Below are 19,446 nucleotides of genomic sequence, written 5' to 3' on the forward strand. Positions count from 1 at the left end.
CAATCCTCGTTATCGCTAGTCGACGGTATCAGGATGCGTCGATGCCTTCAGATCGGCCAGACCGCGGTTTGCATCCTTGTTGCCGATCGCGGCCGCGGCAGTGAATATCCGCTCGGCGTCGCCGTACATCTTCATGTTCAGGTAGGCATATCCGCGGAGCACCATCAGATCGATGGGTTCCTGGCGAAGCTGGGCGCGCTGATCGAGGTATATCAAGGCCTCACGATAACGCTTTGCGTCGAAGGCGGCGAGAGCCCGGTCGGCCAGGATCGCAATCTGCAATTCGGCCGCGCGCTGTTGCGTCTGCGGTGCCTTCGTCGCGGCGACGGCAGCATTGTTGGATAGGCCGGCGCGCAGGTAGGCGAGGCTCTGGCCATAGGCTGCGTCCTCGCGCGTCTTGCGGTTTGGACTGGCGAGCGCTGCCTCGAAAGCCTTGGCTGCCTCCATCGGACGATTGATGTCCATCAGGCACCAGCCACGTGACAGTGCGGTTTCCGGATCGAGCAGTTGCGCATTGACCGTGGTCGTACATCCGCGCAGTTGCCGTGCACCGCGACGAACCGTAACGGTTTGCATCGGAGGCTGGCGTACGACCTCGGTGACGGCTGGCGGGTTTGCACTTTCGATGCGCTCCGGCGGTGCCCGGACGATCTCCGGTGACGCGGCCGTTGGACCTTGCGGCACCATCTGCCCGGGAGGGGCGGGCAGGGGAGGTGTTGTGGTCCGTTGGTTCGTGGCCTCACCCAACTGTGCGATGCGCTCGGACCTGCCAGCCCACAGGCGCTGGATCTCAACTACGCCCGCCCGGTCCCGCAACTGCTGGCGCGTGATGGCCAATCCGTAAGCGGACGGTTCGTCATCCGGCTTCCAGCGTAGCGCCGTCTCGAACCAGCGCGCCGCTGTTTGCGGTTGATTGAGAGTGCGGGCAAACCAGCCGAATTGCTGTGCCGTCGGCACATATTTCTGGGCAATGATTTCGCTGGCGATGCGCGAAAGTACCTCTTCGCTGAGGTTGGCAGGCGGCTGCAGGGCCATCAGGTTCGCCGTCGCAGCAAGATATGTCGCGGTCGCATCCTTGGAGGCACCACGCCACTTGTACATGACGCCCTCCGCCTCTTGCGGTTTCTTCTCGGCAATCAGCGCCAGCGCCAGACCCTGGGAAGCGATTGCCGAGTCTTCCTTCTCCCGCGCTGCCCGAAACCATCTTTCCGCATCGGGATAGTTTTCCCGGCGAAGCTGGTACCAGCCGAGAAGAAGGCTGTCGGATGCCAGCCGCTCCGTTTCAGCAAGTCGTTGCACGATTGAAAGATAAGCCGGCGCCACAGCCAGATCGGGGTCATCGTTGCCGGCGGCGACAAAGCGGCGGGCAAGCTCATTGCGAATGCCATCGAATTCGCGGCCGCCGTTGCCATCGGGGCGTTCAAGCGCCAGGAGATCCTGCATCACTGCGTAGGAAAGCAAGGCGGCCGCCTTCTGAATGGTCGCCACACGCTCTTGCGGATTTGTGCAATTCTTCAGGATATAGACATAGGCATCCCGGGCGCGCGGTGCGCGATCGGTCTTCGCGAAAGCTTCGGCAACCCGCCATAGCACGTCGATGTCGCTGCATGTCAGGAGGCTCGGTGTATTGGCGCCGATCTGGACGACGGTTGCATATTGCTTCAGGTCCGACGCATTGACGAGGCGCGCGCGGGCCTCGGCGACATCCAGTCGGTCAAGCAGGTCAGGCGGCGGCTGCCATCCCGATTCGGACGCCTGCCGGTCGGCAATCGCCTTGCGGAGTTCCGCGTAGCGTCCCTCCGAATACAGTTGCCACATCTGCTCCAGCTGCCTGTCGCCACTCTGCGGAACGGCCAGAGGATCGGCGGGCGGCACCCAGTTCGGGTACAGCGCCTGAAGCCGCGCGATCTCGGCCTGCAGGCGCGCCTTGTCGCCGCGGCTGGCGAAATAGCGCAAGGCACTCTCATCGACTTTCGGCTGGGCTGACTTGGCTGGCTGAGCCGCCGTAGGCTGCTGTTGAGGCGCCTGCGCGACCATCAACGACTTTTCGGCCTCGTCACCGGCGGTCTCACCCTGTTGAGGAAGCGGCGGAACCAGTGTTGCTGCGTGTAGCCGATCGGCAATGGCCTGGACGTCGATCTGCGGCTTGGGACTGGTTTCCGGTCCCGTGACACGACCCATGAGCATGAATTGTGGCGCAGCTGCGTGACCCGACTGCCCGAAGCCCAGCATCTCCTGAAGTGCCACGCGGTCCCTCAGGGCGGTCACCAGACCAGCCACCGCCACCGCAACGACAATTGCAACGGATGAGGATTTCACAGACACTCCGGATGCTTCTCCCCGACAAATGCCAACCCAAGAAGATGAAGGGTCGATGGATAGTAGAGCGACGGCTCAAAATGCTGCGACGACTCAGGCAGCTTGGTTCCTTCCGTCACACAGGCCACGACATCGTTAACAATTCGATAACCCGGGTCCGACAGCAGCGCCTTCGGCTTGCCGGACGAGAGGTCGATTGTCGCCGGAGTGCCCTCCTCGGCGGTCATTCCCTTTCGCAATCTTGACAGCAGAGCCTTGTCCGAAACTCCCGCGCGCACGAGATAGAGCGGGATGCGCAGGCTGTTGTATCCGAATTCCGCGTCGAAGCCGGCTGCGGGCTCCGGCATGCGATTGAGGCTCACCCAATCGGCGGGCAGTTTTCGTGGTCCGAACTGCATGGCCTGCAGCAGCTGCAGACCGTCGTCCGACAGCTTCTGCCAGGCGTTGGACGGGGCCAGGAGCGCCATGACCGGGATCGCCTCATACACCCAGTAGGAGGGATTGATGACGGGGCCGTCCTTGCGATCAGGGGAATTGAAACCGCTGACGCCAGGGAGCAACAGGGTGTGTCCGTTTGAACTGATGACGACATGCGAAAGAAGGGCCTGAGCCATCTTCGCAGCCGCCTCCATATAGTCGGTCTTGTTCCACGCAGACCCCGCAAGGGCCAACGCATAGGCGATCAGCAGATCGCCATCCGATGCATTGTTGCTATCGGTGACATGCGGCGTGACGGCAGGATCCCATCTCCAGGCGGCCAGGCCGTCATCGCGCAGCAACAGTTCGGTGCGCGTGAAGTACCATATCTGTTCGAAGTCAGCTGGGTTGTTGGCAAGGTAGGCAAGCAGCAGGCCGTAACCCTGGCCTTCGCTGTGGCTGATATTGCCGTTGCCATCATCGACGATGCGGCCGCTGGCATCCAGGAACTTCGCCTTGTAGGCGCCCCATGCCTGCGGGCTAATTCCGGGACCTTGCGCCTGCGCGGGCTGGCAGACAGCAACAACCGCGAAGCTTGCGGCGCAGAGCAGTTTCAGCAACCTCTTCATTCGCGCCTGCCCAGCCGGGAAAGCATGCTTGCCGTGGTAACACCGATCAGCAGCGAAAGGACGACCAGAAGGAAGGCGTAGGACAGTATGTTCGTTGATAGCCAGTTCGCAGCAATCAGGCGATAATTTGAGAGGGACCAGGGCTGAGAGGCCACGAAATCGAAGCGACCGACCGGGACGCTTTCGACCTTGCCGGTCTTGCTGGAATAGGTGGTGATATGACCTGCGATCTGCGGCCAGTTGACCTGTGTGGTCACGGCTTCGGCGCCCTCGCGCAGGTCCTTGGCGGAAGGAGCCGTTACAATCGTCCAGGAGGATCCCCCGGCAGCGCTCTTGCCCTGAGCGATCAAGAAGCTGTCGTCGTTCGAGGGCGTGAAGACTTCCTCGGACCCTGGTACGAACTGCAGTGAACTCAGCGAAATGTCGAAGTTGCGGCGCAGCCACTCCTGAAATGATGTGATCTGCCCGCGCCATACCCCGCCGCTGACCTTGGAGCGCCAATCGTCAAAGGTCACAGAAGGCTCGGTCTGGTTCGATTGGACGGCGGCGGGCGGTCGCCAGGACGCCTGACTGGTCGTTGCTACATTCAACTGCGTCAACACGGCCGGCGGCATCTGCGAGATCGAGCCGATGAAAATCGCATCCCGTTCGCCGATGGCGCCCGGTGTCGCCGCCGGTTCAATGTCGAGCGGGCGGCCGGCAACCACTGCCATTTGCCCGAGTAGCGTGGCCGTCGCCGACAGCGTGTCGCTATCAATCCGGTCGATGAACAGCGGAATGGGCTGTGTCGCGCGATTGTAGGGATAGCCAGTCCCTGACAGTCCGGCGAGGTTCGGTCGCTGCCCGATGCGGGCAAAGTCCGGAATGTGAATCTCGCTGGTGTCGAAGAGCGCAAAGCGCGGCGTGGTACCGGCCGTCGTGCCCGGCACGCAGATGTCGTCCTCTTTCGTCATCAGGATGGCTTCGAGGGACAGTGTGTTTAAGCCCGGTTTGAAATGCCGCATCGTCACGCGAATGGGCAAGTGCCGGAAGATGCCCCCACCCGTTGATGAAATCGGCACCGTTGAAGCGATGTTGCCGTTGACGTAGATGTCGATATGGCTGCCGGGCAGGACATTCTGCGTGAAGGCGGCGTCCAGCAGTACCGTCGCATCGCCATAGGCGTTCGCGTAGAAATCAGACGGCACGGCGATGTTGAAACTGGTCCGGAAGCGTCGTCCCGAAAACTCCGTTGTCTTCACGCCCAACTGCGCAAATGTCAGGTTTGTGGCCGAGAGAACAAGCGGTGCATCCGGTGCGCTCCAACGCTGGGTTACCAACGTATCGCGAATGGCGGTCGCGGGCCGGTCCACCGTCGACACAATGGTTTCAATCGCGGCCGAAATTGCGGGCCAGGACGGGCCGCTGATCAAAAGAACGGGTGCCCCCGACTTCGGGTCGGTCACAAAGGAGGCCAGCGGCGCCGCTTGCGCGGCCGGCGGGGGGGCGAAGAACGGTTGGAGCTCTGCCGGCGTTCCGACAACCACAGTCATGCGCCCGGGACCAGACTGGGGCAGTGCATCCGCGCTGAAGGAGAATGTCTCGTTCGGCATGCCGCTCAGAACCGAGAGTCCCTGGGCAAGGCGCAGAAGAGGTTTTGTCGTGCCTGGCTGCTCGAGTGCCGGTACGACAAAATTGAACTGCGTCCTGCCGGTTTCATCGACGCCGATCGCGCGAATGGCGTCCGTGCTGGAAAACTTCGCTGCCTCTTGACCGCTGAAGCTCAGATAGGTCTTTGCCGGGTCGATATCCGTCCAAAGCTCGTAGGTCGATTCAATGGTACAATCGGTGCGGTGGCGTTGTGTGGCTTCGAATGTCAGAAGATTTGCGCCCGGTTGCAGCAGTCCCGCTGGGACATCAAACGAGACATTCGATGGTGCATCCGGTGAGGCGATCGCCTGTTGGCCGACGATCCGATTGTTCAGAAGAACGGTCAGTTGTGACGCCTCCGGGGCGACAACAACCGCATTCTGATAGGCGAAGTTGAACTTTGCAGGCGCGGCGGCCTGCTCCGGCGTGATGTAGACCGACCACGACTTGCGATCATACTCGCCATCCAGGCCGAGCTTGGCGAACGGAACAACATATCTCCGAAGCGCGGCGCTTAGGCTTGATTGGACGGCAGGCAGAGGGGGTGGCGTGGCAGTTTGTGGGCGAGGCGCTTCCACCTGCGCGGGCGGCGGTTGAGCCGCGGCTGGCGGTGAGGCGGGTGCGATGGCGAATGGTGGCGTCGGGTTAGCAGCGGGTGCAGGCGGCGTGGGGGGTGATGTTTGCGGGCCGGTCGCCGGCGCAGGCGTGGCCGGTAATGTCAGGCGCGGCACCATCGGGGCGCTCCCTTGCTCACGCTCGCCCGACATGTCGAAGGGCGCGGTCTGTGCATAGGCAACCGCGGGGGCGGAAAGGAGAAACGCCAGGATTGATGTGATCTTCCTCATCAGTTTCCTGCCTTCGCGACCTGATGCGGGCGCTCGCGCTCAGATCTCGTGCTCCGGAAGAGGTACACGAGGCCACGGCTTGTCTGATAGAGCGAAAGGCCGAGAAACCAGATTGTTCCTCGAATGAGGCCTGGGTTATGGCGTCGCGCCTGCTGGAACTGTGTCCACTGATTGGAATTCGCAAAGATCAGGTCGGCGATCAGGCGGTGGTCGAGCGCGCGCTTCGGAATGTATTGGCAGCCAACGGCCAGGATCTCGCCGGACGGCTGGATATTGCGGACGATTAGGGGGAGTGTTTCCATGCTTGCGCCGCTATGAGGCTGAAAGCGAATTTCCCCCTCGGTCCCGATCACCATGGGATCCAGCTGCTTGTTGAAAACATGCAGTCGCGCGCCGTGCACCGACACGTCTTCGATCGATGCCGTGTACCACTTGCCACCGACCCCGAATTCACAACGCCGGTTCACACGCACGCGTCGGGACGCAGCCCGCTCGCCACGTTCGGACACGACCCCGAGGGCACAGCCGGCCATAATGAGGTTGATGACGTTCCAGCCACCGACCACCAAGGTCACATCGGCCTTATATGGCTCGGCATAGATGCGATAGATGGTCACCGCCAGAGCAATCAGCTGGACAGCAAAGATCACGAAGAACGGCCGGCTGATTTCCGATAAGCGGCTGACGGCAATCGACTCGTCCTTCGCCGTCACCTTGAAGGTTGGCTTGCGCGGATTGAGCATGACCGAAACCACCGCCGGGAGCAGGTGGACCGTCTGGACATACTCGTAGAGCTCCGAGATCCACGGCCAGCGGAAGGACCCGTAGAGGTAGTTCTGCATCATCAGGTTCACGAGCATATAGGCAAGCGTATAGGCCAGGAACTCGCCGCCCGATGCCGTGAAGATCTCAAGATCGAAGAAGAGATAGAAAAGCGGCGCGAACAGGAAAATCGTACGCGGGAAGGGGAAGAGCCAGAAGAGCGTCGACGACATATAGCAAAGGCGTTGCGGCAGTGTCAGGCCACGCTTCAGCAGCGGGAAACGGAAACGCAAGATCTGCATCATTCCCTGCGCCCAGCGGCTGCGCTGGCCGATGAAGCTCGCAAATGTCGCGGGCTGCAGCCCGGCGATCAGCGGCTTGTCCACATAGATGCTGTTCCATCCGCTGCCATGAAGCGCAAGCGCGGTTTCGCAATCCTCGGTGATGCTGATGCCGCTGAAGCCTCCCTGGGATTCGAGCGCCCTCCGGCTAAGGACGGCGGCTGAACCGCAGAAGAAGGCGGCATTCCATTTGTCGAGACCGCGCTGGATGATGCCGTAAAACATCTCGTTCTCGCTCGGCATCCTCTCGAAGGTTCTAAGATTTCGTTCGAGCGGATCCGGATTGATGAAGAAATGCGGGGTCTGGACAAGAAACAGCTTCGGATCGTCGTCGAAATAGCCGACGGTTTCGAGCAGGAAGTCGCGTGCCGGCGCGTGGTCCGCATCGAACACGGCGATCAGCTCGCCGCTTGATTGCTTCATTCCGTTGTTGAGGTTGCCCGCTTTGGCATGCTCATTGCGGTCACGCGTGAGGTAGCGGACGTCGAGATCCTCGCAAAGCTTCTTGAGTTCGTCATGGCGCGCCACCGCGGCCTGGGCTTCGAGAAGCTTGTTGGAATTGCGCTTCTGCAGTGTACCACCGTCATCCAGCAGCCAGACGTGCAGTCTTTCGGCCGGATAATCCATGGCCTTTGCCGCAGCCAGCGTGTTGGCGAGAAGGTGGGAGTCCTCGTTGTAGGAGGGGACGAACACGTCGACATGCGGAAACCGCTCTTCCTTGCTCGCGCGCGATGGACGCGGAGGCAAGGGCGTGGCGACGATGAACAGGCTGAGCGCCAACATCGCCACGCTATACATTTCCGCGAGATAGAGCAGCAGGCCAGGGATGAAATTCTCCGGCTGGTTGATCGGCGGCAGCGTATTGGTCGTTCGCCAATAGACATAGCGAAGAACGATGGAGGTGCCAAAGGCAAGCGCAATCAGTCTCCAGGTGCCTTCAGCCTTCAGCCCCTTGATGATCGCCATCACGGCGACGACAACAAAGCTCGCGATCAGCTGTGTCTGCAGGTTCACAGGCAATGTGATCAGAACGATCACGCACAGAGAAACGAAGGCCCACGTAATGATGCTTCGGGCTTTATGCATCAACATCCCTTTGACAATGCGGGCCGGGCGCTTAGGAACACCGCAGCCGTCTCACGTCTACTTCTTCTGGCACGCGGCCGTCATGGCCGAATCCCCTATGCACTCCGGTGACGGCACCGTCAGGCCGCTCGCCACCGCGGTTCTCGGTTGCGTCTGTTCGGCCGAAGGCGCGGCTGACATGTCTGGCTGCGGCAGACTGCTCGAGCCATCAGGCAACGGAACGCGAGGGCCGGTCGGCGGCGGCAATTGCACGGGCGCCTCCTCGACTCTCGGCTGAACGCTGCGTACGCGAACGACACGAGATTGGATTTCCGGACGGGCTGGTTCATAGCCAAAAGCCATCGGCGTGTTTCTATAGCCGCCCTCGTCTGGATAGATCGGATTGCCGGGGCGCCCGAGCGTCGGATCAGTGCCCTGCGGATGCCCGAACGGATTCCAGATTTCTCCATCCAGCATCCCAACGATCGTGTAGCCATACATGATTCCGAGCAACTGTCTTTCGGTTGCCCGGGCATCACAGAGGCGCAACCGTACCTGGATCATTCCGAAGTTGCGCACTTGCGTCTGCGCGGATCTGCTTGAGCGGATCTGCTGCCAGCCATAAATACAGGTATCGCCCGAACCGCTCTGGCCCGAGGCATAGCCGAACGGTCCATAGCTGTTTTGCAGATAAGTCGCCGAGCGCGTCATCTGCACGCCGGGAACGGCCGCAAAGGCTTCGCGGATTATCCCGTCCTCGCTGACCATCCTAAAGGAGGCGTTTCCGATGCCAGGATTGGCTCCTGATGCCCCAAAAAACTGCACCCCGAGAAAATTCTGACCGGACACGGAAGACGACGTGTAGAGCGAAATCGTCTGCTCTGTGCCATTGCCACGCTTGCGCTCGACGACACTGACGATCGAGGGACCACCAGGCGGAGGCAAGGCCAGCGCCCTTTCGGCGGGCACCGTCTCGGAGACGTTTGGGCGCCTGACATTTCCTGACGACTGACATCCGACCACAAGCCCGGCAAGCAGTGCCAAGCATGACGCCTTCAGTACACTGGACGTTTCGGGTCGCCGCAATCGTCTTTCCTCACGCCCATGCGAGATTACGCATTGGACTTCCGAATCAACGACCCTTGAGGCCGCTACCTATGGTAAACGACGATTATGGTTAACCCATAGTTAATGTGCGACAGCGAGTGTTGATCTGGGAAGGGAATGGCACTCGGTGCAGCTGTCCGGCAACGTCGTCGACGGATTCCGATCCTCGCGGTGTTCTCCGTCTGGCGTTGAACACAGTGTGTCGATCATCCTGGATAGACTGCGAAATCATCTCGCGAAACTGATTTGCATTTTATTAAACATGTAACCAAATCGCATTCTTCCTTGAGGACCGATTTGCTCTCCTGGCGCGTTAGACCGGCATCCGAAACGGAGTATGCGAGTAGTGGCAAAGATCCTTATCGTGGAAGATGAACCCCTCATTCGCTTCGTGCTGGCAGACCAACTGCTTGAGGAAGGTTATAGCGTCATCGAATGCGGGAACGTGCTTGAGGCGATCGCGGCACTTGGAGTGAACGATGACGTTGATGCGATCGTGACCGACGTGGAGATGCCTGGGGCACTCAACGGCCTGGATCTCGCGAGGCTCATCAAGGCGACAAAGCCGTTCATCCACGTCTTGGTGACGTCTGGTCGTGAAATCGATCTTACTGACCTGGATTGGGACGCGAGCTTCTTTCCCAAGCCTTACGATCTAAAGGCTATCGCCAACGAAATCGGGCGACGGGTCGGTTCCCACGCGTCGCGTTCTTTGCCGAAGCGGCCAAACGCTGCCAGATAGCGCGAGGATGTCGTGACCATCCTGAAGGTCATGCGGACGCGGAGTCTGGCTGCCCCCATACAATTGATGCCAGCGCCACAACAGAAGCGTTAGCGATGCTGGCGCGAACTCTCAAATCCCTGACCCGTCGAGCTCCTGTGCGTCGTCGCCTTCCCAGGGTGAGGGCATCGACGCACGATTGAGATTGGCCGAGGGCATCGGCATCCAGCACTTCATTTCCGGCTCGGCATATTCAATGATTCGGCCTGGCGAGGAATCAGAGGCACGCCAGCCTTCCGCACCGAACTGATCGCCATTCGACCAATAGGCGAGGTCGACTTCTGCCGGCCCCTGTTCGGACTGGCGGATCGTGACGAGGATCCGACTGCCGTCTTTCGGCGCGCTTGCCATGTGACGCCAGCGGTCTTGCTCGTCCATCGTTCTCTCTCTCCCACCTTGCTGCAGGTTGCAAGTGTCGTCCCGCCATCGAAAACGGTCAACTCATTCTTTGTGGAATCCGTCCTCTATCGGATCTGCTGGTTTACGATCTCCACTGTGACGAAGATGAACGGTTGCGGAGGGGCGGGGGTGCACCAGCATGCTTTCACCTTTCTCACAAAAAAAGCTTGCCAGAATCTCCGGCTCCTCCCAGCAATACCCCGGCGACGGGTGCACTTACTGTCCGTCGAACGGACTTTCCGCCGCAGGAAATTGGCGATTTGATCGATTCGATTGTCAAAAAACCATAATTTGCTTGACCTAGATCGCACATTGACTCTCGGCATTAAGAATTGGATCAACGCTGAATGCGCATAACCTATGTTTTCCTTGGTGCAGTTCTTGCAATCGTACAGCCTGCATATGCTGACGTCGCGTCCCCGCCTGTTTTGCACCCGCAAAAGCAACAGGCACAAGCCGCTCAGCTAAGTGCGCAATTCCTCACGCGGTTCAGCTATAAACCCATTCCTCTTGACGACGCCTTGTCGGCCAAGGTCCTGGATCGGTACATCAAGTCCCTCGATCCGGACCACATGCTCTTTCTGCAAGCGGATATCGACAAGTTCATGTCTGAACGGAACGAGATCGACGATTCCATCAAACGGGAGGACTTGAAGATCCCGTTTGCGATCTTCAACGTGTATGAGAAGCGCGTTGTCGACCGCATGAACTACGCGCGCACCTTGATTAAGCAGGACTTCGATTTCGGTGCGAAGGAAGATTTTTCCGTCCTGCGCGATAAGGAACCTTGGCCGCAGTCGGAAGCCGACAGCAACGAGCTTTGGCGCAAGCGCGTCAAAAGCGACTGGTTGCGGTTGAAACTAGGCGGTAAAGCCGACGCGGCTATTCGCGAGACGCTCGACAAACGGTACGCAAACACGCTCGAGCGCGCTTACAAGTACAAGAGCGACGACGTTTTCCAGTCGTTCATGGACGCCTATACGACCTCGGTCGACCCGCACACGGACTATTTCGGCGCGACCGCTTCCGCCGACTTCGATATCGCGATGAAGCTTTCGCTGGTTGGCATCGGTGCGGTGCTACAGGAACGCGACGACTACACGACAATCCGTGAACTCGTGCCTGGGGGGCCGGCGCAGCTATCCGGTAAGCTCTCGGTTGGAGACCGCATCACCGGTGTCGGTCAAGGCAAGGACGGGGCGATAAAGGACGTGATGGGTACACGCCTCGATGAAGTCGTGCAATTGATACGAGGCAAGAAAGGCTCCGTCGTGCGCTTGGACGTCCTGCCGGCGGATGCCGGAGCAGATGCCACCCATCGCACTATCAGCCTGGTGCGCGACAAAATCAGCCTCGAGAAGCAGGCTGCCAGCAAGACCGTGCTGCCCGCGAAAGTGGGCGACGCCACGCGTAAAGTCGGGGTGATCACCCTACCGGCATTCTATGAGGATTTTGAAGCCAAGCGCAAAGGCGACAAGGACTATAAGAGCGCAACCCGCGACGTCGCAAAGCTTCTCGGCGAACTGGAGCAAGAAAAGGTCGACAGCGTTCTTATTGACCTGCGCAACAATGGCGGCGGCTCACTAGACGAAGCGGTCGATTTGACCGGTCTGTTCATCGGCAAGGGTCCGGTCGTTCAACAACGCGGCAGCGACGGCAAGGTCGCGGTGAGACGCGCTGATTTTAAGGCGCCAGTCTGGACAGGCCCCGTGGGCGTCCTGATCAATCGCGGATCAGCATCGGCGTCGGAGATCTTTGCCGCGGCGATCCAGGATTACGGTCGAGGCGTGATCGTCGGCGAACCAAGCTTCGGTAAAGGTACCGTTCAAACCGTCGTCGATCTTGATGACATGGTTCGCAACAGCAAACCGGAATTCGGCGAGCTGAAAGTGACGATTGCCCAGTTTTTCCGGATCAATGGCGGTACGACGCAGCTGCGGGGCGTGACGCCTGATATCAGCTTGCCGGGGTTCTCGGATCCGACAAGCTTCGGCGAAACAAGTTATGATAACGCCCTGCCCTGGGCGCAAATCAAGCCTGCGAACTATACGCCCGCAAACGTTGTAGCGGCATCGCTGCCGACGTTGCAAAGCCGCCATGATGCACGGGTCGAGAGCGACCCGGACTTCCAACGACTGTTGAAAGACATTGCTGACCTGAAGGCGCAGCGCGAGAAAGGGGTTATCTCCCTGAATGAAGCCGAACGTCGCAAGGAAGCGGCTGCTCGCGAGGAGCGGCTCAAGTCTCAAGCGCAAGCAAGCGATAGCGAAGATCCTGGTTCAGATGATGGACTGCAGTCAAACGAGCGCAGCCTGAGCGCTGATATTGCCATGGAAAATGCCCGCAAGAACGCAAAAGACGTCTTGCTGAACGAGACCGCCGCCATTCTTGCCGATGAGGCCGACTTACAGGGGAAGGCAAACACTGCGGCAAAACTATCGGGAAGGACCGACGGAAAATAGCTCTATCCGATGGCGTGGCAGGCGGTAAACCGAACCGAGTTCGGCAAGCGAGATCTCGTGACTGCCTGCGGCCCCATCGGATACACTTGCGGCTGCCCGCGCTCGTAGCTGGCCGAACGGTAGGCGAAGCCGATTTTATCTTGAGCTGCATTGCTCTAAGCTGTCGGCTGAGCACTCCGTTGGGTTAGTGTATCATGGTCGGCCAGCTAACCATCAAGGTATTGGGCGAACTTAACGTCACGCAGCAGGGACAGCTTTTGCCTCTGCCGCAGTCAAAGAAAACCCGTGCCCTTCTTGCCTATTTGGCTGTCGTCGGAAGAGCCCAACGTCGCGAGCATCTTTGCAAGATGTTCTGGGAAGTTCCGGACGACCCTCGGGCTTCCTTAAGGTGGAGCCTTCACAAGCTGAGGCCAATCGTGAATACGGAAGGTCATGTGCGTCTGCATGCGGACCACAATTCCGTTCTCCTCAGCCCCCAGACGGTCGAGGTGGACTTCAAGGGTATGGCTTCTCTGAGGCCCGCGGACCTCGACCGCTTGGACACGGAGAGATTGGAGTCGCTTGCCGCGACATTTCGTGGTGAATTTCTCGATGGCCTATGCCTCCCGCACTGCCCAAACTTTGAAGCGTGGCGGCTATGTCACCGGGATATTGCGCTTCGGGTGCACATGGAGATTCTGCGCGCCCTTGTTCGACGCCTGCAAGACCGACCTGAGCGAGTAAACGTCTATTCCCTGGTGCTCGATCGCCTTACCAACGAGATTGCCGCCGTCGATCGCCCCGAACAGTGGCCGGAGCCTTCAGTCTCCGGCGTGAGCAACGGGTCTCGCGATGTCCCACTCCGGTCACTTCCACCTTCACAGCCTGGATCAGCTTTCATCTCGCGGAACTTTGAAACGGATGTCCCGTGGCCAGCAGTGACGCCCAGCAAAAGATCGCAGGAAATTCGCTTCTGCAAAACCGCGGATCGGGTAACAATCGCTTACGCGGTGTGTGGGCGGGGATCACCGATCGTAAGAGCCGCACATTGGATGTCGCATCTCCAGTATGATTGGGAAAGTCCGGTGTGGACGCATTGGATCGACGCCCTGTCGGAGAAGACGAAGCTGATACGCTACGACGAGCGCGGCACCGGACTCTCGGACTGGATTGCCGAGGATATCTCGTTTGCGGCGATGATTGCGGACCTGGAGAGCGTGGTCGACGCGGCGGGCCTCGATCGGTTCACGCTGCTGGGCGTATCGCAAAGCTGTGCCGTCTCCGTTGCCTACGCTGTCCGACACCCCGAACGGGTTTCGGGGCTCATCCTGTACGGAGGATTTGTAAAAGGCTGGCGAAAGCGAAGCGACAGCCATGAGGTGGCCACGCATGAGGCAATGACCGCTTTGATCAGGGAAGGATGGGGTCAGAACAATCCGGTTTTTCGACATCTGTTCACTGCAATGTTCATTCCAGGGGCGGACGAGGTGCAGATGGATTGGTTTGACGAATTGCAGCGCATTTCTGTCTTGCCCAGCAACGCAGGTCGCCTGCACGAGGCGTTCGGAGAGATCGACGTTTCGGATGTCCTGTCGCAGGTGACGATTCCGACGCTGGTCTTGCACGCAAGAAAAGACATGGTCGTTCCCTTTCAGTGCGGAAGGGAGTTTGCGACCGGCATCCCCGGGGCTCGATTTGTCGATCTCGATAGCGCCAACCACATTCTCCTCGCCAACGAACCCGCCTTTGAGCGGTTTGTACGTGAAGTAACGCGCTTCGTCGCCGAAACAGCGTAGCCTTGTGACTGGCGCCTTGGCGCGCCCGACGGTCTTGGAGACGCTATCAACCGAGTTTGGCTCCCGCCTCTCGTTCAAGCGCGATCGCAGCCGAGGGGCGCATTTTCAACGATCCGCCCGGCATTTTCAACGATTCCTCCCACACTCCTTCTCACGCCGGCAGAATAAAGTGCTTCCTACAGTTCTCGACGCTGACGAGGAGGCACGACGATGAAGGTTCACACTGTAACCGGCGGCGCAGGATTGCGACTGCATGTTCGCGAGTGGGGAAAAGAGGACGCTCCTTCGATCCTCTTCATCCACGGGTGGTCGCAGAACCATCTCTGCTGGAAGAACCAGTATGAGAGCATGCTTGCCGAGGATTTTCGCCTTGTAGCCCTGGACCTGCGCGGTCACGGCATGTCGGAGGCCCCGCTCGAAACGGAGTATTATACTGAGCCGCAGCTTTGGGCCGACGATATCGCCGCTGTCGTAGATCAACTCAACCTCGGCAGTCCCGTTTTTGTGGGCTGGTCCTACGCCGGCTTCATTATTTGCGACTACCTCCGCGCCCATGGAACGGCGAAGGTTGCGGGCATCAACTTTGTAGGCGCGGCGACCACGCTCAATAACGCCGGGTTCGGCACCTTGATTGGCCCGGGCTTCCTTGATCATGTAATTGGTGCCACGAGCGAGGACCTGCCTGGCAACATCGAAGCAATCCGCAATTTCGTGCGCGGGTGTACTTATTCGCAACTGCCTTCCGAGGTATTCGAAACGGCGATCTGCTGGAACATGGCCGTGCCAGCGAAAATCCGGGCTGCGCTGCTGGCCCGCGAGATCGATTCTGACGATGTACTGACCGCTCTTGCAGTGCCCGTCCTTGTCACGCACGGCCAAGAGGACACGGTGATCCTGCCGGCGATGGGGCGGCACCTTCTAGCGTTATGTCCTGAAGCCACGGCATCGTGGTATGCGGCAACGGGGCACGCACCTTTTTTGGAGAACCCTACCAGGTTCAACGATGAGCTATGTCGTTTTGCAGATGACGCAAAGGTGTCCCGGAAAGGTATCTCTTCGAGGCTGGAAGGGAGCACATTGGCTGGAACAAGTCCCGCTTACAATCGCACTTGACCGCGCGGACGAGTTTCAGTTCCTCCAACGGCGAAGGATACGGCACCAGTACACACACAGCTGGCTTCGAATGTCGGATAACTGGCGCGCCCTCTCGGCCATCCGACCTCACACGCCGCCTTCACCGTGCCGCCACTGACCGGTCTCGAAGCTTCCCGTTATGGATTCGACCGCCGCTTTTCGAAGAAGGCGGTTATGCCCGCCTGCGCCTCTGTGGTCTCCCAGCTATCTGCAAGCTGGGAAATCACGCTCTCGATGATCTTTTCCGTGATGGGCGGCGCAAGAGACCGCGCAAGGGCCTTGGCGCGTGTCGCTGCCTCCGGTGAGGCCGCGATGAATTCCGCGATCTCGAGGTCGACAGCACGGTCGAGGTTCGCAGCGGGAACAACAGAGGCGACGAGACCGATGGATTTGGCATGGGCAGCATCGAAGGTTCGACCGGAGACGAAGAGGGATCGTGCCGCAGAGCTGCCGATCCGCGCTACGACGTAAGGGCTGATCGTTGCCGGTATCAACCCAAGCCGAACTTCCGTCAGGCCGAAGCGCGCCGCCTCCGAGGCAATCACTGTATCGCAGACGCTGATCAGCCCGATACCGCCGCCAAAGGCGCTCCCGTGGACGCAGCCAATGAGCGGCTTCGGAAGCTCGTTCAGGGCCTTGAACATCATCGCCAGCCGCCGCGCTTCGGCGATTCTCTTCGCCCGGCTCGCCTTGAACTGGGCTCTCATCCACTCCAGGTCACCGCCGGCACAGAAGCTCTTGCCCGCTCCAGCAAGCACGACGACTCGCACCCGTCCATCCGACCCGAGCGCGCTTGCGGCCTCCGTCAACTCGTCGATCATTTCGGCGGACATGGCATTGTGCTTGTCCTCACGGGTGAGCGCAAGCCGCGCAACGCCGCGTTCGTCGATCGAAATCATCAGCGTTTTCGGCATTATGCCTCGCTCCTTAGGCTCTGGGCAAAATCGGCGGCCTCTTCCAGCTTCTCGGGCGCGAGCCCGGTCCGATAGCCCTTGCGGGTAAGGAACTCAGCGACAGCCAAAGTATCGACATTGCCCTTTGCGCCCGGAGCATAGGGGCAACCGCCCAATCCGCCGACCGACGCGTCGAAAACCCGCAGCCCGTGCTTCAAGGAAACCCCGATATTGTCCAAGGCCCAGCCGTCGGTGTCGTGGAAATGACCCGCAAGCATCGTCGCCGGCGCACAGGAGAGGACCGTTACCAGCATCTGATCGACCTCTTCCGGTCGTCCCTTGCCAATCGTGTCGCCGAGACTGATCTCGTAGCAGCCCAATGCATGCAGGCTCTCGACGACGCGCGCCGTCGCATCCGGCGAAATGGCCCCCTCATAGGGACATTCGACCACGCAGCTGACATAGCCACGCATTGGAACGCCACGTGCACGGCTTGCTTCGGCAACCGGCTTGAAGCGTTCGATACTCTCGGCGATGGAACAGTTGATATTCTGTTGCGAGAAGCTCTCCGAGGCGGACGCAAAGATCGCGACTTCGTCCGCGCCCGCGGCCATTGCAGCCTCAAACCCCTTCATATTCGGGGTCAAAACGGCATAGCGGACCCCCGGCCGGCGCTTGATGCTGGCCATCACTTCGGCGGCGTCAGCAAGTTGCGGCACCCACTTCGGGCTGACAAAGCTCGTCGCCTCGATCCGCTCGAAACCACATTCCGAGATCATGTCGATGAGGGCGATCTTCGTCGCCGTCGGGATCAGGTTCTTCTCGTTCTGGAGGCCATCGCGCGGTGCCATCTCGACGATCGAGACGTCCCGGGGCAGCAATGACGATTCTCCGGGCTGCATCACGTCTCCTCTACCCGCAGCGTCAGAAGTACGGCGCCTTCGTCGACTTGCTGCCCTTCGCTCACCTCGACGGCTTCCACCGTCCCATCGCGGGCTGCGACAAGCGTCAGCTCCATCTTCATGGCTTCCATGACGACAAGCGCATCACCCTTGGCGACCTCCGCCCCCGAACTCGTCCGCACGATCTTCACAAAGCCCGGCATCGGCGCGATCAGTCTGTTGCCATCAGCAACATCCGTGGCACTGAAATCGAGCGGGTTACCGAGATGGAACACATGCGTTCGGTGGTCGACGCTGACGACCAGGTGATGCGCCGCCATACTGGCCTTGACCTGCACCTGCCGGGCATCGACCTCCACCCGGCAACCATCGTCCTGCCGGCTGACGATCTTCACGGGAATGACCCGCCGTCCATCATGCACGGCGAAGAAATCGAAACCCTTGGCCGCAATCCGTAGCGTTGAATGCCCTCCTTCATAGGTCAGAACGACGATGCGCTGCATCTCGCTCCAAAGCTGCCAATGTCCCAGCGTCAGCCAGGGATCGCCATCCGATGATCGCGCAAGCGTACCCAGTGACAACACGCCAGCAAGCGCGATCACCGTGTCCGCAGGCGGCTCGAGCGCGGTCAGAGATTGAAGATTGCGATCGATCAGCCCGGTATCCGGATGGCCAGCGACAAATTCGTCCTGCTCGCTCAATCTGGCGAGGAAGTCGAGATTGGTGGTGACACCGACGACATGCGAGCTCTGCAAGGCCCTGGTCAGTCGCAACAGGGCGACACTCCGGCTGGGCCCGTGTACGACCATCTTGGCGATCAGGGGATCGTAGTGAGCCGAGACGGTATCGCCCGGACGGATCCCGGCATCGATCCGCGCCGTAACCTCCGGAAAATCCAGATGCCTGATCGTCCCCGTCGCGGGCAGGAAGCCTTTGGCCGCATCCTCCGCGTAGATCCGGGCCTCGAAGGCCCAGCCATAGATCTCAAGCTCCGACTGCTTCTTCGGTAGCGGCTCGCCGAACGCCACACGCAATTGCCACTCGACGAGATCGACCCCGGCAATCGCTTCGGTAACGGCATGCTCGACCTGAAGACGGGTATTCATCTCCATGAAATAGAAACGATCCGGCCAGAGGCCGTTCGAGACATCCGCGATGAACTCGACGGTGCCGGCACCACGATAAGAAATGGCACGCGCCGCGCGTACCGCGGCTTCACCCATGGCACGACGCATCTCCGGCGTCATTCCCGGCGCCGGCGCTTCTTCGATCACCTTCTGATGGCGGCGCTGGAGCGAACAATCACGTTCGAAAAGATGCACAACATTGCCGTGCCGATCGCCGAAGATCTGAACCTCGATATGGCGCGGGCGAATGAGGTAGCGCTCGATCAGAACGGCATCGTCGCCGAATGCGGCCTTCGCCTCTCGCCGCGCAGCAGCAAGTGCTTCGGGAAAATCCTCCTCGCTGTCGACGCGGCGCATGCCCTTGCCGCCGCCACCCGCGCGTGCCTTGATCAGCACGGGGTACCCGATCAGGGTCGCCTGATCGGCGAGAAACCCGTCGTCTTGTTCCTCGCCATGGTAGCCGGGAACGACCGGCACGCCCGACTGATCCATCAACGCCTTTGCGGCATCCTTCAATCCCATGGCACGAATGGACGACGGCTGCGGCCCAATGAAGACAATGCCTGCCGCCTCTACGGCTGCGGCGAAGTCTGCATTCTCCGAGAGAAACCCGTAACCAGGATGAATGGCTTCGGCGCCAGTTCGCTGCGCCGCAGAAAGGATCCGCTCGATCGAGAGGTAACTCTCCTGCGCGCTCGCGGGCCCCAGCCGAACCGCTTCGTCGGCCATCTCGACGTGCAGCGCCCCAACATCGGCATCCGAATAGACCGCCACCGTGGCGATCCCCATGCGCCTGGCGGTTCGGATCACCCGGCAAGCAATCTCGCCACGGTTTGCGATGAGAATTTTCTGGAACATC

General features: G+C 60.1%; 13 protein-coding genes. 4 read left to right on the forward strand and 9 right to left on the reverse strand.

The features are described from left to right. Window positions 1-15 precede the first annotated feature (15 nt). From AF71_RS14865 to bcsN, 5 genes are read right to left on the reverse strand one after another with little or no spacing between them, the layout of a single operon-like run. Window positions 16-2,319, reverse strand: coding sequence for a cellulose synthase (locus AF71_RS14865; RefSeq protein WP_169681887.1), 2,304 nt, complete (start codon window positions 2,317-2,319; stop codon window positions 16-18). Beyond that, entirely contained in the window at window positions 2,316-3,365 is a 1,050-nt protein-coding gene (locus AF71_RS14870; RefSeq protein ID WP_018855956.1) for a glycosyl hydrolase family 8, read from the reverse strand. The genes AF71_RS14865 and AF71_RS14870 overlap by 4 nt, the downstream gene beginning before the upstream one ends. Continuing rightward, window positions 3,362-5,839, reverse strand: a complete 2,478-nt coding sequence (locus AF71_RS14875) for a cellulose biosynthesis cyclic di-GMP-binding regulatory protein BcsB (RefSeq protein ID WP_169681888.1) — start codon at window positions 5,837-5,839, stop codon at window positions 3,362-3,364. The genes AF71_RS14870 and AF71_RS14875 overlap by 4 nt, the downstream gene beginning before the upstream one ends. Further along, entirely contained in the window at window positions 5,839-8,028 is a 2,190-nt protein-coding gene (gene bcsA, locus AF71_RS14880) for a UDP-forming cellulose synthase catalytic subunit (protein ID WP_169681890.1), read from the reverse strand. Before bcsA ends, AF71_RS14875 begins: the two co-directional genes overlap by 1 nt. A 57-nt stretch (window positions 8,029-8,085) precedes the next feature. Then, entirely contained in the window at window positions 8,086-9,051 is a 966-nt protein-coding gene (bcsN, locus tag AF71_RS14885) for a cellulose biosynthesis protein BcsN (protein ID WP_245271616.1), read from the reverse strand. A 400-nt stretch (window positions 9,052-9,451) separates the two neighbouring features. Between bcsN and AF71_RS14890 the strand changes: the two genes are divergently transcribed. Beyond that, a complete protein-coding gene (locus AF71_RS14890) occupies window positions 9,452-9,856 on the forward strand; it encodes a response regulator (protein ID WP_037214600.1) in 405 nt (134 codons plus the stop codon). 111 nt (window positions 9,857-9,967) lie between these two features. Here AF71_RS14890 and AF71_RS14895 read toward each other — a convergent pair whose 3' ends face one another. Then, window positions 9,968-10,273, reverse strand: a complete 306-nt coding sequence (locus tag AF71_RS14895; protein WP_018855961.1) for a hypothetical protein — start codon at window positions 10,271-10,273, stop codon at window positions 9,968-9,970. Window positions 10,274-10,641: 368 nt separating this feature from the next. Between AF71_RS14895 and AF71_RS14900 the strand changes: the two genes are divergently transcribed. The 3 genes from AF71_RS14900 to AF71_RS14910 all read left to right on the forward strand — a co-directional run bounded on the left by AF71_RS14900 (window position 10,642) and on the right by AF71_RS14910 (window position 15,644). After that, window positions 10,642-12,756 carry a carboxy terminal-processing peptidase gene (locus AF71_RS14900; protein ID WP_169681893.1) on the forward strand — a complete coding sequence of 705 codons (2,115 nt, stop codon included), beginning with the start codon at window positions 10,642-10,644 and terminating at the stop codon, window positions 12,754-12,756. 551 nt (window positions 12,757-13,307) lie between these two features. Beyond that, window positions 13,308-14,531, forward strand: a complete 1,224-nt coding sequence (locus AF71_RS31685) for an alpha/beta hydrolase (protein ID WP_246733660.1) — start codon at window positions 13,308-13,310, stop codon at window positions 14,529-14,531. 210 nt (window positions 14,532-14,741) lie between these two features. Further along, the gene (locus AF71_RS14910; protein ID WP_169681894.1) at window positions 14,742-15,644 is read left to right on the forward strand and encodes an alpha/beta hydrolase; all 903 of its coding nucleotides are present in this window, start codon (window positions 14,742-14,744) and stop codon (window positions 15,642-15,644) included. A gap of 158 nt (window positions 15,645-15,802) precedes the next feature. Here the strand turns inward: AF71_RS14910 and AF71_RS14915 are convergent, their stop codons facing one another. From AF71_RS14915 to AF71_RS14925, 3 genes are read right to left on the reverse strand one after another with little or no spacing between them, the layout of a single operon-like run. Beyond that, the gene (locus tag AF71_RS14915) at window positions 15,803-16,579 is read right to left on the reverse strand and encodes a crotonase/enoyl-CoA hydratase family protein (protein WP_210258273.1); all 777 of its coding nucleotides are present in this window, start codon (window positions 16,577-16,579) and stop codon (window positions 15,803-15,805) included. Continuing rightward, the gene (locus AF71_RS14920) at window positions 16,579-17,460 is read right to left on the reverse strand and encodes a hydroxymethylglutaryl-CoA lyase (protein WP_112644052.1); all 882 of its coding nucleotides are present in this window, start codon (window positions 17,458-17,460) and stop codon (window positions 16,579-16,581) included. The genes AF71_RS14915 and AF71_RS14920 overlap by 1 nt, the downstream gene beginning before the upstream one ends. Next, window positions 17,460-19,445, reverse strand: a complete 1,986-nt coding sequence (locus AF71_RS14925; RefSeq protein ID WP_169681895.1) for an acetyl/propionyl/methylcrotonyl-CoA carboxylase subunit alpha — start codon at window positions 19,443-19,445, stop codon at window positions 17,460-17,462. The genes AF71_RS14920 and AF71_RS14925 overlap by 1 nt, the downstream gene beginning before the upstream one ends. Window position 19,446 lies beyond the last annotated feature (1 nt).

The organism is Rhizobium sp. 57MFTsu3.2, from assembly GCF_012932765.1.
Classification (GTDB): domain Bacteria; phylum Pseudomonadota; class Alphaproteobacteria; order Rhizobiales; family Rhizobiaceae; genus Rhizobium; species Rhizobium altiplani.